The organism is Chryseobacterium sp. CH21 (assembly GCF_004119445.1).
In the GTDB taxonomy this organism is placed as follows: Bacteria; Bacteroidota; Bacteroidia; order Flavobacteriales; family Weeksellaceae; genus Chryseobacterium.
Genome location: NZ_QICI01000070.1, coordinates 78737 through 90321, shown reverse-complemented (window position 1 = coordinate 90321; position 11585 = coordinate 78737). Strand labels below are relative to the sequence as shown.

General features: G+C 37.6%; 14 protein-coding genes and 1 pseudogene. 12 read left to right on the top strand and 3 right to left on the bottom strand.

The window, feature by feature from the left end:
• The 8 genes and pseudogenes from BOQ62_RS22540 to BOQ62_RS15280 all read left to right on the top strand — a co-directional run.
• Positions 1-187 (top strand): annotated as a pseudogene (locus tag BOQ62_RS22540) (IS4/IS5 family transposase); the annotation flags it as partial.
• Positions 188-337: 150 nt separating this feature from the next.
• Positions 338-2458, top strand: coding sequence for a methylmalonyl-CoA mutase (gene scpA / locus BOQ62_RS15310; RefSeq protein WP_129040831.1), 2121 nt, complete (start codon positions 338-340; stop codon positions 2456-2458).
• Between the two features lie 42 nt (positions 2459-2500).
• On the top strand, positions 2501-3487 hold the full coding sequence (locus tag BOQ62_RS15305) for a M28 family peptidase (RefSeq protein ID WP_129040830.1): 987 nt from the start codon (positions 2501-2503) through the stop codon (positions 3485-3487).
• Positions 3488-3894: 407 nt separating this feature from the next.
• Positions 3895-4629, top strand: coding sequence for a hypothetical protein (locus tag BOQ62_RS15300; RefSeq protein ID WP_129040828.1), 735 nt, complete (start codon positions 3895-3897; stop codon positions 4627-4629).
• 27 nt (positions 4630-4656) lie between these two features.
• Positions 4657-6048 carry an RtcB family protein gene (locus tag BOQ62_RS15295; RefSeq protein WP_129040826.1) on the top strand — a complete coding sequence of 464 codons (1392 nt, stop codon included), beginning with the start codon at positions 4657-4659 and terminating at the stop codon, positions 6046-6048.
• 77 nt (positions 6049-6125) lie between these two features.
• Positions 6126-6671 (top strand): hypothetical protein, encoded by a 546-nt coding sequence (locus BOQ62_RS15290; protein ID WP_129040824.1) that lies wholly within the window; start codon positions 6126-6128, stop codon positions 6669-6671.
• 3 nt (positions 6672-6674) lie between these two features.
• Entirely contained in the window at positions 6675-7373 is a 699-nt protein-coding gene (prfH, locus tag BOQ62_RS15285) for a peptide chain release factor H (RefSeq protein WP_129040822.1), read from the top strand.
• Complete coding sequence (locus tag BOQ62_RS15280; protein ID WP_129040820.1) at positions 7360-7866, top strand: tetratricopeptide repeat protein; 507 nt, start codon at positions 7360-7362, stop codon at positions 7864-7866. The genes prfH and BOQ62_RS15280 overlap by 14 nt, the downstream gene beginning before the upstream one ends.
• Before the next feature lie 49 nt (positions 7867-7915).
• On the opposite strand, the gene BOQ62_RS15275 is transcribed toward BOQ62_RS15280, so the two are convergent.
• A complete protein-coding gene (locus BOQ62_RS15275) occupies positions 7916-8203 on the bottom strand; it encodes a c-type cytochrome (RefSeq protein WP_129040818.1) in 288 nt (95 codons plus the stop codon).
• A 20-nt stretch (positions 8204-8223) separates the two neighbouring features.
• On the bottom strand, positions 8224-8517 hold the full coding sequence (locus BOQ62_RS15270) for a c-type cytochrome (RefSeq protein WP_129040816.1): 294 nt from the start codon (positions 8515-8517) through the stop codon (positions 8224-8226).
• Positions 8518-8716: 199 nt separating this feature from the next.
• Between BOQ62_RS15270 and meaB the strand changes: the two genes are divergently transcribed.
• Together meaB and BOQ62_RS24300 are read left to right on the top strand one after the other, a co-directional pair.
• Positions 8717-9577, top strand: a complete 861-nt coding sequence (meaB, locus tag BOQ62_RS15265; protein WP_410494207.1) for a methylmalonyl Co-A mutase-associated GTPase MeaB — start codon at positions 8717-8719, stop codon at positions 9575-9577.
• On the top strand, positions 9577-9708 hold the full coding sequence (locus BOQ62_RS24300; protein WP_410494206.1) for a hypothetical protein: 132 nt from the start codon (positions 9577-9579) through the stop codon (positions 9706-9708). The genes meaB and BOQ62_RS24300 overlap by 1 nt, the downstream gene beginning before the upstream one ends.
• Here BOQ62_RS24300 and BOQ62_RS15260 read toward each other — a convergent pair.
• Positions 9705-10253, bottom strand: coding sequence for a DUF4251 domain-containing protein (locus BOQ62_RS15260; protein ID WP_129040814.1), 549 nt, complete (start codon positions 10251-10253; stop codon positions 9705-9707). The genes BOQ62_RS24300 and BOQ62_RS15260 overlap by 4 nt on opposite strands.
• Positions 10254-10358: 105 nt before the next feature.
• Between BOQ62_RS15260 and BOQ62_RS15255 the strand changes: the two genes are divergently transcribed.
• Positions 10359-11165, top strand: a complete 807-nt coding sequence (locus BOQ62_RS15255; RefSeq protein ID WP_129040812.1) for a M48 family metallopeptidase — start codon at positions 10359-10361, stop codon at positions 11163-11165.
• Between the two features lie 86 nt (positions 11166-11251).
• Complete coding sequence (locus tag BOQ62_RS15250; protein ID WP_129040810.1) at positions 11252-11563, top strand: hypothetical protein; 312 nt, start codon at positions 11252-11254, stop codon at positions 11561-11563.
• The last annotated feature ends 22 nt before the right edge of the window (positions 11564-11585 follow it).

The following is an 11585-nucleotide window of genomic DNA, read 5'->3' as shown; positions in this document are numbered from 1 at the left end:
AAACGGAATTGAAGTAATGCTCTACATGACAATGATTGCTTCTATGCTGCTCTTGATTTACAAAAAAGTAAACAATTTAGGATATAAAACAGCTAAAAGGCGCATCGCTATGGAACTTCGGGATATGATTACCGCAATTTTAATAATATTTGCGGGGGGTGATCCTGCAAAAGTCTTCAAAACTTAAAACATAAAAAATGGTCGGAAATTTCTTCCGACCATGACTAGGCATTTGCCCGGCCTTTTTCTTTTGCTAAAACTTAGAAAAACAGAACGTTAACATAAGTTTCATGTTTCGCTCAAAAAAATTAACTTTACGGGGACAAAAATAATTGGAATGCGAAAGACAATTTCTGTGAAAAAACCGGATTTTAATGTATCAGCTCAGGAAAGAGAGATTTACAATTTTGAAAAAGACGGACTTGAACTCAAATCATCTTATGAAAAAAAAGATGTAAAAGATGAATCATTAACGCAGACTTCTCCAGGAATTGCACCTTACCTGAGAGGACCGTATTCTACCATGTATGTTCAAAAACCCTGGACAATCCGTCAATATGCAGGGTTTTCTACTGCTGAAGAATCCAACGCCTTTTATAGAAGAAATCTTGCCGCAGGTCAGAAAGGACTTTCGGTAGCATTTGACTTGGCGACCCACAGAGGATATGACTCTGACCATTCAAGAGTAGTAGGAGATGTAGGAAAAGCTGGAGTTGCTATCGACTCTGTGGAAGATATGAAAGTTCTATTCAATGAAATTCCATTGGATCAAATTTCAGTATCTATGACTATGAATGGAGCTGTACTTCCTATTTTGTCTTTCTACATTGTAGCAGCAGAAGAACAGGGGGTAAAACAGGAGTTGCTTTCCGGAACTATTCAGAATGATATTCTGAAAGAATTCATGGTAAGAAACACGTATATTTATCCGCCGGCACCTTCCATGAAGATCATTGCAGATATTTTTGAATACACTTCCCAAAACATTCCAAAATTCAACTCTATTTCTATTTCCGGATATCATATGCAGGAAGCTGGTGCTACACCGGTTCTTGAAATGGCTTATACACTAGCAGACGGTCTTGAATATGTAAGAACAGGAATCAAAGCAGGAATGAACGTAGACGGTTTCGCCCCAAGATTATCTTTCTTCTGGGCAATCGGAATGAATCATTTCATGGAAATTGCGAAAATGCGTGCCGCAAGATACATCTGGGCAACTCTTTTAAAACAGTTTAATCCTCAGAATCCAAAATCTCTGGCATTAAGAACCCATTCCCAGACTTCCGGATGGTCTTTAACAGAGCAGGAACCTTTCAATAATATCACAAGAACAGCTATCGAAGCATTGTCTTCAGCATTAGGAGGAACGCAGTCTCTCCATACCAATGCACTGGATGAAGCCATTGCGCTTCCAACAGACTATTCAGCGAAAATTGCAAGGAATACACAGATCATTCTTCAGCAGGAAAGCGGAATATGTGATGTAGTAGATCCGATGGGTGGAAGTAACCTTGTAGAAAGCCTTACTCAGCAAATGATTGAGGAAGCGATGAGGTATATTGATGAGGTAGAACAGGAAGGAGGAATGACCAAAGCCATTGAAGCCGGAATTCCCAAAATGAGAATTGAAGAAGCCGCTGCTAAAAAACAGGCTAAAATTGATAGTGGCGAAGAATTCATTATTGGTGTCAATTCATTCAAATCCTCATTGAAGCAAGATCAGATAGAAATCTTAGACATTGATAATACAGAAGTTCGAAGAAAACAGATCGAAAGACTCAATACAATCAAAGCAGAAAGAAATACTGAAGCCGTTGAACAGATCCTAAATGAAATCCGTGAAAGTGCCAAAACAGGAAAAGGAAACCTGCTGGCATTATGTATCGAAGCCGCAAGAAGAAGAGTTACACTGGGCGAAATGAGTGATGCGATGGAAGAAACATTTGGAAGATATAAAGCAAATATTAAAACAATCTCTGGTGTATATGCAATGAATGCCGGTAAAAACGAATACTTTGAAAAAGCCCTTCATCTGGCTCAAAAATTTGAAGAAGAAGAAGGACGCCGCCCAAGACTGATGGTCGCTAAAATGGGACAGGACGGGCACGATAGAGGAGCAAAAGTAGTAGCAACAGCATTTGCCGATATGGGATTTGATGTAGATGTTGCGCCATTGTTTCAGACACCGGAAGAGGTTGCCAAGCAGGCAGTAGAAAATGATATTCATATTTTAGGAGTTTCTTCATTGGCTGCCGGGCACAAAACATTAGTTCCACAGGTAGTGGAAGAGTTAGGGAAACTGGGAGCAGACGATATAACTATCGTAGTAGGAGGAGTAATTCCGCAGCAGGATTACGAATTCCTGTATGCCAACGGTGCCGACTTTATTTTTGGACCTGGAACCAACCTTCCGAAATGCGCTGTAGAAATTCTGGAAAGATTTTTAGAAAAATAAATAGAAAAGCTTTAATTTCAGCACAGAAATTAAAACATAACTATGAATCTGAAAAAAATTATAAAGCCTACGAGGAACAAAATATTTCTTCTCGTAGGCTTATTTATTATTACATGCATCTTCCTGATAGGCATTGGGAAGAATAATCTATCAGCACAAAGCTCTCCCGTTGTAACAGATAGTGCCTTGGTAAAAAAGCATTTGATAGCACTTACCCAAACTCCTCAATTCCGGAATCATAAAAATATTGGCCAGCTGAATGCGGTTGCCGATTACATTCATCAAACCTTTGCTATTTATGGTGACAGTACAAATTTTCAGGAATATAAAGTAGACGGAAAAGTTTATAAAAACGTCATTACTTCATTTGGAACAGAAAATACCAAACGGATCATTATGGGAGCGCATTATGATGTCTGTGGAGACCAGCAGGGAGCAGACGACAATGCTACCGGAGTTACTGCCCTTTTGGAGCTCGCAAGAATGTTGAAAGGACAGAAGCTTAAGTACAGAGTAGATTTGGTTGCTTACACGCTGGAAGAGCCTCCTTATTTCAGAACCGAAAATATGGGAAGCTATATTCATGCAAAATATTTAAAAGACAACAAAATTGATGTCTATGGAATGGCTAGTGTAGAAATGATAGGGTATTTTCGTGACGAAAAAGGTTCTCAAACTTTTCCTGTAGGCATTCTGTCCTGGATATACGGTGATCAGGGAAATTTTATCACGTTGGTGAAAAAGTTCAGTGGTGCAGGTCCGTTTGTAAGAAACTTTATTGGAAATTTCAAAGATTCCGGACAAATCAAAACAGAAACATTCTCAGCCCCCAAATTTGTAGCAGGAATAGACTTTTCCGACCATCTGAATTATTGGAATTTCGATATTCCCGCCCTCATGATCACCGATACATCCTTCTTCAGAAACAAAAACTATCACGAACCTACCGATACCTTGGAAACATTAGATATCAAGCGAATGACCAAAGTAATTGATGCCATTTTTCTCAGCATTATTCACCTTAAGTGAAAAAAAATATTTTGATTGTTAAAAAAATGTATATATTTGCACCTGAAAATCAAGTTTAACCAATTAAAAAACGACGAAGCAATGTTCAATACAAAACAGAATTCTACAGTTGGATTGCCACTTATGGTGGTAAGGCTTCGCGGTTTGGTACATTCTTAGAATAACAGTACAATGAAATATCAAAACCCGAAGTCGTAGAGATTTCGGGTTTTTATTGCGCAATATTTCAAACTCCACGTTTCCCCGAAATCTTTTTTAGTGTCATTAAAGACAAAACAGAATGAGGAATATTCCTCCAAACTGTTAGGTCAATTATTAATCCATTCAACTAATGTTTTAGTTGATTAAAAGTTGTGTGAGATAAAAGAATCAAGTTTTCTATATCTCATATCAAACTTCTATAAACAATGGAAAATGATAACCTCCTGCATTTCCGCCTGAGAAGCGTGAGAAGCAGAAAAAGAGCAATTAGAAAAGATGTAGAAAAGCAGATAAGAACGAAATACAAACGTAGTAGAGAACTCTGGAAAATGAGAAGAAATCTTCCGCAGATTCCATTGGATAAACCCTATCAAAAAGGATTTGTAAGATTTTTTGTTGTAAGAGAGGATGTAAAACAATCCAAAGACGGAGATTTTTTCGAAGGAATTTTAAAGAAGATAAATACCTATATGTATTCTGATAACCGCAGATTTCTGAAAAAGAAAAGAAAGTTCGGAAGAAAGATATATGTAGAAAGAGAGCAGAAGCTCAGGTATATTACTTCATTTTCCTGGAATTATCCAAAATTAGAGTTTACCGACAGAGAAAGACAATATTTTGAAAAAAAAGAAGATTATTGTCCTGTCCGTAAGATATTCGGAACCTACTACAAATTTACCGAACCATGGCGATTTACTTTAAGGGTAAGACCCAACATGATTACCCATTACAAACCCCTTGATTTGGAGCTGGAAAAAGAATATGCAGCGCTGGATTCCTATTTGGGACAGTATAAAGTGATAGGGATTATGCACAAGACTATTCTAGGTAAGTCGAATCCATGGAAAGAAAAGTATCAAAGAAAACTTATCAAAAGCAGGAAATATGCAACCTGCACAATGTCTGCAACAGAAATTGCAGAAAGCTTACAGGACGAATAAGTCCAACTGTTATTTAAAACAAAAACAATGGGAAATTTAAAACTAAAAGGAAAAGATATATTAAAACTGGGCTATCCCAATAACCAAAGCATAAACGTAGCATTGGAAGTCATGAAAAGAAATTTTGCAACGAAAAATATTCATCACGTAAAATCTCTTTTAAAGGAAATCTTGCTGAATCCGGAAGAATTTGAAAAAGATCTGACTTTTGGACAAATTGCAGAGACCTTACTTTCATCCAGAAAAACAGAAAAAAGAATGCTGAATTCACAGCGTGCTTCCTTTCATATTTTTGGAAACAATATTTCAGAAGAGGCAAAAAATCAGTTGTATACAGCTTTGAAACTGCCTATTTCTACTCAGGGAGCATTAATGCCGGATGCCCACAGCGGATACGGACTTCCAATAGGAGGCGTTCTGGCTGTGGAAAATGCGGTAATACCTTACGGAGTAGGGATGGATATTGGTTGCAGAATGAGCCTCAGTATTTTGGATACACCGGTTTCATATCTTGAAGGAGCAAGAGATAAATATGAAAAAGCGCTTGCCGAACATACCAAATTCGGGATGTATGAAACACATAAATCCCATATAGATCATGAGATTTTCGAAAGAGATACATTCGATATGATCCCGATCTTAAGAAGATTAAAGGGAAAAGCCATCAAACAGATGGGATCCTCAGGCGGAGGAAATCACTTTGTAGAATTCGGAGAGGTGGAAATCACCGAAGAAGACAAACAAATTGGTCTCCCCAAAGGAAAATATCTGGGAATCCTATCTCACAGCGGTTCGAGAGGTCTCGGAGCGGAGATCGCACAGTATTATTCAAGAATGGCAACAGAACAGTGTCCGTTACCAAAAGAAGCCCAAAACTTCGCATGGCTGGATCTTAGTACCCATCTTGGACTTGAATACTGGACGGCCATGAATCTTGCCGGTGATTATGCTTCAGCCTGTCATGATGATATTCACAGAAGACTCGTAAAAGCAGTCGGTGGAAGAGTAAAAGCCAGAATTGAAAACCATCACAACTTCGCATGGAAAGAAATTCATAACGGTAAAGAAGTGATTGTTCACCGAAAAGGAGCTACACCTGCCAATGAAAATGAATTGGGAATGATCCCCGGATCGATGACTGCAAAGGGATTCATCGTTCGTGGAAAAGGAAACCCGGAATCTCTGAATTCAGCATCACATGGCGCAGGAAGAGCGCATTCAAGAGGAGAATGCAGAAGCCTTTTTACTCAGCACGATATCAAAAAAGAACTGAAACTGAAAAATGTCACATTGATAGGCGGAAATGCAGAAGAAGCACCTATGGCCTACAAAGACATTAATGAAGTGATGAACGCACAGAGCGAATTGGTAGATATCTTGGGAACATTCCAGCCAAGAATTGTGAGAATGGACAAATAATTAATCTCATACTTTACAACCTTATAGGTTTCCAAAACCTATAAGGTTTAATAAAGAAATATTTTAAAATTAAAAAAATGGGAACACCACATAACATAAAAAGATACGGTGAAGTCTGGCCGGAATTCAGAATCCAGTCAGGACTTGAAATTTTAGATAAATTAAAAGATAAAGTCATTATATCAGGAGGCTGGGCGTGGCACTTTATGTCAGAAAAAGGACATACAGAATACAAGCATGCCCATGACCACAAGGATATTGATGTTTTCGTAAAAAAAGAAAATATCGCAGAAGTTATTATCATTCTTCAGCAGGGAGGGTTTCAGAAAGTCTGGACCCGATATGACCATCTGCCGAGCGAAGAGAACTTTCGCAGGTATGAAAAGACTGTTGAGCTGGAAAATGAAAAGCTTCACAGAATTACCATAGACTTCTTCGAAAGAGATGATCTAGAGACCATTGAAGCCAATGGTTTTATGGTCGTTAAACCTGATGTTTTACTTTCTTTTTACAGAAACATTCACTCCAGTGATAAATGCTGGGCAGTAATGGCTGCAAAAGATTTATTACAAAAGGGAATAGATCCTGTCGGAAACCCTTTATTAAGCAAAATACCAAATTAAAAAATGGAAAAATTAATACAGATCACTTCAGGAAGAGGTCCTTTAGAATGCCAGTGGGTGGTAGCCAAGGTTCTGAAGACCTTTCTTGAAGAGGCCAAACAAAATATAATAGAATACGAAATCATTCAGCGGGAAAACGGGGATGAAAACCTGACATTAAAATCAGTAACCCTACTTTTAAAAGGAAAAGACCTGTCCTCGTTTTTAAATAGCTGGCTGGGAAGCGTCTGCTGGATTGGGAAAAGTACATTCAGAAAGCTGCACAAAAGAAGCAATTGGTTTATCGGAATTTTTGAACTGGAGAATGTAAAAATGATCGACTTCAATGAAAAAGATATCCGGTTTCAGACTGCAAGAAGTCAGGGAAGCGGAGGACAAAACGTAAACAAGGTGAATACCGCTGTGCGTGCCACTTATATTCCTACTAATGAAACAGTCTTTGTACAGGACTCCCGTTCACAGCTGGAAAATAAAAAACTATCCGTTATCAGACTCAAAGAAAAGGTAATGGCAATTTACATCCAACAACTCGAAAGAAAGCTGAAAGATACGTGGTCTCTTCAGATGCAGGTAGAACGCGGAAATCCGGTTCGTACATTTTCAGGAACAGATTTTAAAAAGAATTACGAAGACAAGACATTCAAAAAACAAAGGAACGTCTTGAAAAATGAACTCAAAAACTACAGAAATGACCTTAACTAAAAGTAAATATTATTTTGAAGCGCTAGACTATTTTCCTTTCAACCTTGCTGAATGTATGGACGCGTTGAACTATGCCCTGTCCTATGAACCCGAAGATGCAGACAGCCTTTGTCTGATGGGAAGAGTATATTCCGAAGAACTCAAGGATTATGAAACCGCCAAAAGATACTTTGATGAAGCTATGCAGAGCAATATCGGGAATATTAATACCCCTAAATATTACATAGAATGTCTTTTGAGTAACGAAGATTATAAAGAAGCAGAAAAATTAATTGAGTTTTCTCTGAAACTAAAAGGGATTGATAAGTCGGAAATCCTGAACTGTCTTTCTCTTCTTCAGGAAAGAAAATTTGAATATAAGCAGGCTTTGGCAACCCTTAAAGAAGCTAAAAAATTTGCTTACAACCGTGCCGCGCTTGAAGTCATTGAAGACAGAGAAAAGCTGGTCAAAGGAAAAATAACCAGAACAAGAACTATAAAAAAGACAGAATAATCTGTTTTTGAGATATTTAATTAAAAGAAATAAGCTTTCTAACGAAAGCTTATTTCTTATTCACAGAGATCAGGTAATCATACACCATCTGATGCTGTTCATCAGTAAGCTTAGCCTTTGGAGCCATTCTGCTTAAAGTATTGATCCATCCCTGGTTATCATGCTTGGTAGGTTCTGGCAGTTTATGGCATCTCGTACAGGAATTCTCAAAGATCGTTTTCCCTTGTGCCAGCTGTTCAGATGAGGTATACTTTGGCCCTGTTACAGCCGTACTTTTTGGTCCGCAGGATATCAGAAATGCTGATGCTGCAATGCCGCTTAAGATAAGTTTTTTCATACCCTATTTTTGTTTGATGATTATTTCTTCACAGAAACAATGTAATCATAAACCCATTGGTGCTGTTCATCCGTCAGTTTTGCCTTTGGAGCCATAGAATTCATAATTCCTACCCATTGTACAGGATTGTGCGAAGCAGGATCCGGAAGTTTATGGCATCTTCCACAGGAGTTTTCAAAAATTGTTTTCCCCTGAGCAATCTGTTCTGCAGTAGATGTTGATGTACCTGCAGTAGCAGCGGATGTAGAAGCTTTCGGCGTACAGGAAACCAGCAAAATAGCAGTAAACGCAGCCGCAGCGATGAGTTTTTTCATGTTTCTTCTTTTTGAGATATAACAAATGTAATAAATTCCTTAAGCCGTTGATAAAGGGTGTTGTAGTTTTAATTTAGAAGAAATAAAAACTAAATTCATGAAAAATTGACAATTCCAAACAAAGACAATTTAGGTCTTTTGTCTCATCATTATGATCCGGGTATTGACCATTCCCATTTTAATTATTAATTTTGAATCAATGAAATTTTCTACAGAAGAGCTAATAGAAGGAATACAATCAGGAAACAAACGCCTGATTGCAAAAGCTATTACATTGGTTGAAAGTAAAAAAGCAGAGCATAGAGTACAGGCAGAAGAGCTTCTGAAGAAAATCATGCCCCTTACCGGAAACTCTGTGAGGGTAGGTGTAACGGGAGTTCCCGGAGCCGGAAAATCCACTTTTATAGAAAATTTTGGAAGACTGGTTATTACCCAAGGCAAAAAAGTAGCTGTTTTAGCGATAGATCCAAGCTCAGCAATCAATAAAGGAAGTATTTTGGGTGATAAAACCAGAATGGAAGAATTGGCCAAAGAAGAAAATGCATTCATACGCCCTTCCCCAAGCTCAGGTTTTCTGGGCGGAGTAGCCAATACAACTTTTGAAACGATGATGATTTGCGAGGCTGCAGGCTATGACTATATTCTAATAGAAACCGTAGGAGTAGGACAATCAGAAGTTCTGGTGGCCGATATTACCGATGTTTTCTTATTTCTTAAAATCATTGGAGGTGGAGATGAACTTCAGGGAATAAAACGAGGCATTATGGAAATGGTAGACCTTATTTTCATTAATAAAGTTGATCAGGATAATCTCCAGAAAGCAAAAAATACAAGGCTGGAATTAAAAAGAGCCTTAGACTTTATTCCACCTAAAGAAAAAGGCTGGAAGATTCCTGTTTTATTGGGGTCTGCACTTTTTAATGAAGGATTGAAAGATGTTTATGATACCATCTTTGAATTTATTGATTTGAAAAAAAATCCGGGCGTTTTGAAGAAATCCGTGTTCAGCAGGCTGAAAAGCGTTTTGAATATTGGGTTCAGGAATATATTTTATCCCTGATGAAAAAGAGCAATGCGGTGGAAGAGGCATATCATATGCATAAAAAAAATGCTTCAGCTATGGTTTCCAATCCAAGCACTGAAGCAAAATTATTTGTTGAGAAATTCTTATCTAACGAAAACAGGGATTAAGGTTTATCTTTTTCCTGTTTCACCTCAGTTTTTGAAACATATCCGTCATATGTGATCGGTTGTCTGTCGTTACTTCTCATAGAAACGAAAGCTTTCCCATTTTTAAAGATTTCAATATTCACCTCGTCAACAGTTCTTACATCATTTGGTTTGAACTTTAAAGTCCAGTTTCCTTTTTTATTCTGAGTTTTAGTGACTGTAAAATCTTTTGATGTGAATCTGTAACTGTTGTCTCCGGTATTTCCATAAGATGGATTAAAAACTCTTCCGAAGTAAGGCAGCACTACATCCAGTGTATTTTTATTTACATCAATGGTATAGTCTCCATTCAGATTCAATATTCTTGTTGCAGTAGCATTAGGCATTGAATTCAGCACATTGATAACGTCATAATTCGTAGGATTGGCTCTTTCTGCATGAAATGTAAACTCTTGAGAATTTACTAAAGTGTCAACTGTTTTCGGATCTAATGAGCCTTGTGATGCACAACTTTGAAAAAAGAACAGGAATCCAAAAATCATCAGTAAAGAAATATACTTTTTCATAATGATATAATTATTAAATTTAAACAGCAAAATGTATGCAAATATATTCTTTCTAAAATATTTTGGAATAAAAATTGTTAAGGTTGAATTATTAACACTCAAACTATGAAAGTTACACATCTATTTGGAATGGGAGCTATTGCTCTTTCGGCTGTTGCCTGTACTACAAACCCTATTACGGGGAGGTCTTCTTTACAGCTGGCCAATAATTCGGAAATTTTAACAATGTCTTCGCAGGAATACAAGACGACATTGTCTAAAGGTAAAGTGATTACCGGTACGGCAGATGCAAAGAGAGTGGTAAATGTAGGGAACAGAATTAAAAGCGCAGCAGAAAGATATTATCAGAGTATAGGAAGATCAGCAGATCTTGCCAGCTACAGCTGGGAATTTAATCTTCTGCAAAGTACTGAGCTGAATGCATGGTGTATGCCTGGTGGTAAAGTAGCCGTTTATACAGGAATATTACCGGTAACAAAAGACGATAACGGACTTGCTGTAGTATTGGGACATGAGGTTTCTCACGCATTGGCAGGCCATGGTAACGAAAGAATTTCTCAGGCCATGGTAGCTCAGTATGGAGGTGCTATCCTTGGAGGAACAATTTCAAATTCACAATGGGCAAGTGTTTTTCAGAAGGTATATCCTATTGGTTCACAGGTTGCTTTATTGAAATACGGAAGAGGTCAGGAATCTGAAGCTGATGAAATGGGGCTTTACCTGATGTCTATGGCAGGATATGATCCTAGAGCCGCCATTCCTTTCTGGAACAGAATGGAGGCAGCATCTTCAGGAGCAAGACAACCTGAATTCTTATCTACTCACCCCAACCCGGAAACAAGAATTTCAGATATTAATAAGGATCTTCCGAAGGCTTTAGAATATTATAAGGCTGCGGGAGGAAAAATATAATTAGAATTTTAATCTTGAATAAAGCCTTATTAAATTTTTAGTAAATTTGGTAAGGCTTTTTTATGTAACCACCTAAACACAATATTATGAAGAGTTTATCAATTACCGGACTTATACTTTTAGCTGTTTCTGCATTACTTTTCTATTTAACAACAGATTTTGCCGTAGAACAAATAAAGATTTCTCACATTATGGGAATGATGGCAGGAGTAGGAATAGGACTTATCATTGGAGGAATGGTAGGATATCTGAGCAAAGGAAGTGCAATGAAAGCAGAACAGAAGAAGAAAGAATTCAAACAATTGCAAAAAGACAAGGAAGAGCTTGAAAAACAGGCCGCAGAAATTGCAAAGCGTCAGGCTGAACTTGAAAACCAAAATAAAAACCCTCAAATTTAAATTTGAGGGTTTAAAGTTGTTA

Excerpts from the sequence above, each read along its gene's own strand:
- scpA (WP_129040831.1), top strand. The coding sequence starts at position 338 with ATGCGAAAGACAATTTCTGTGAAAAAACCGGATTTTAATGTATCAGCT.
- BOQ62_RS15305 (WP_129040830.1), top strand. The coding sequence starts at position 2,501 with ATGAATCTGAAAAAAATTATAAAGCCTACGAGGAACAAAATATTTCTT.
- BOQ62_RS15300 (WP_129040828.1), top strand. The coding sequence starts at position 3,895 with ATGGAAAATGATAACCTCCTGCATTTCCGCCTGAGAAGCGTGAGAAGC.
- BOQ62_RS15295 (WP_129040826.1), top strand. The coding sequence starts at position 4,657 with ATGGGAAATTTAAAACTAAAAGGAAAAGATATATTAAAACTGGGCTAT.
- BOQ62_RS15290 (WP_129040824.1), top strand. The coding sequence starts at position 6,126 with ATGGGAACACCACATAACATAAAAAGATACGGTGAAGTCTGGCCGGAA.
- prfH (WP_129040822.1), top strand. The coding sequence starts at position 6,675 with ATGGAAAAATTAATACAGATCACTTCAGGAAGAGGTCCTTTAGAATGC.
- BOQ62_RS15280 (WP_129040820.1), top strand. The coding sequence starts at position 7,360 with ATGACCTTAACTAAAAGTAAATATTATTTTGAAGCGCTAGACTATTTT.
- BOQ62_RS15275 (WP_129040818.1), bottom strand. The coding sequence starts at position 8,203 with ATGAAAAAACTTATCTTAAGCGGCATTGCAGCATCAGCATTTCTGATA.
- BOQ62_RS15270 (WP_129040816.1), bottom strand. The coding sequence starts at position 8,517 with ATGAAAAAACTCATCGCTGCGGCTGCGTTTACTGCTATTTTGCTGGTT.
- meaB (WP_410494207.1), top strand. The coding sequence starts at position 8,717 with ATGAAATTTTCTACAGAAGAGCTAATAGAAGGAATACAATCAGGAAAC.
- BOQ62_RS24300 (WP_410494206.1), top strand. The coding sequence starts at position 9,577 with ATGAAAAAGAGCAATGCGGTGGAAGAGGCATATCATATGCATAAAAAA.
- BOQ62_RS15260 (WP_129040814.1), bottom strand. The coding sequence starts at position 10,253 with ATGAAAAAGTATATTTCTTTACTGATGATTTTTGGATTCCTGTTCTTT.
- BOQ62_RS15255 (WP_129040812.1), top strand. The coding sequence starts at position 10,359 with ATGAAAGTTACACATCTATTTGGAATGGGAGCTATTGCTCTTTCGGCT.
- BOQ62_RS15250 (WP_129040810.1), top strand. The coding sequence starts at position 11,252 with ATGAAGAGTTTATCAATTACCGGACTTATACTTTTAGCTGTTTCTGCA.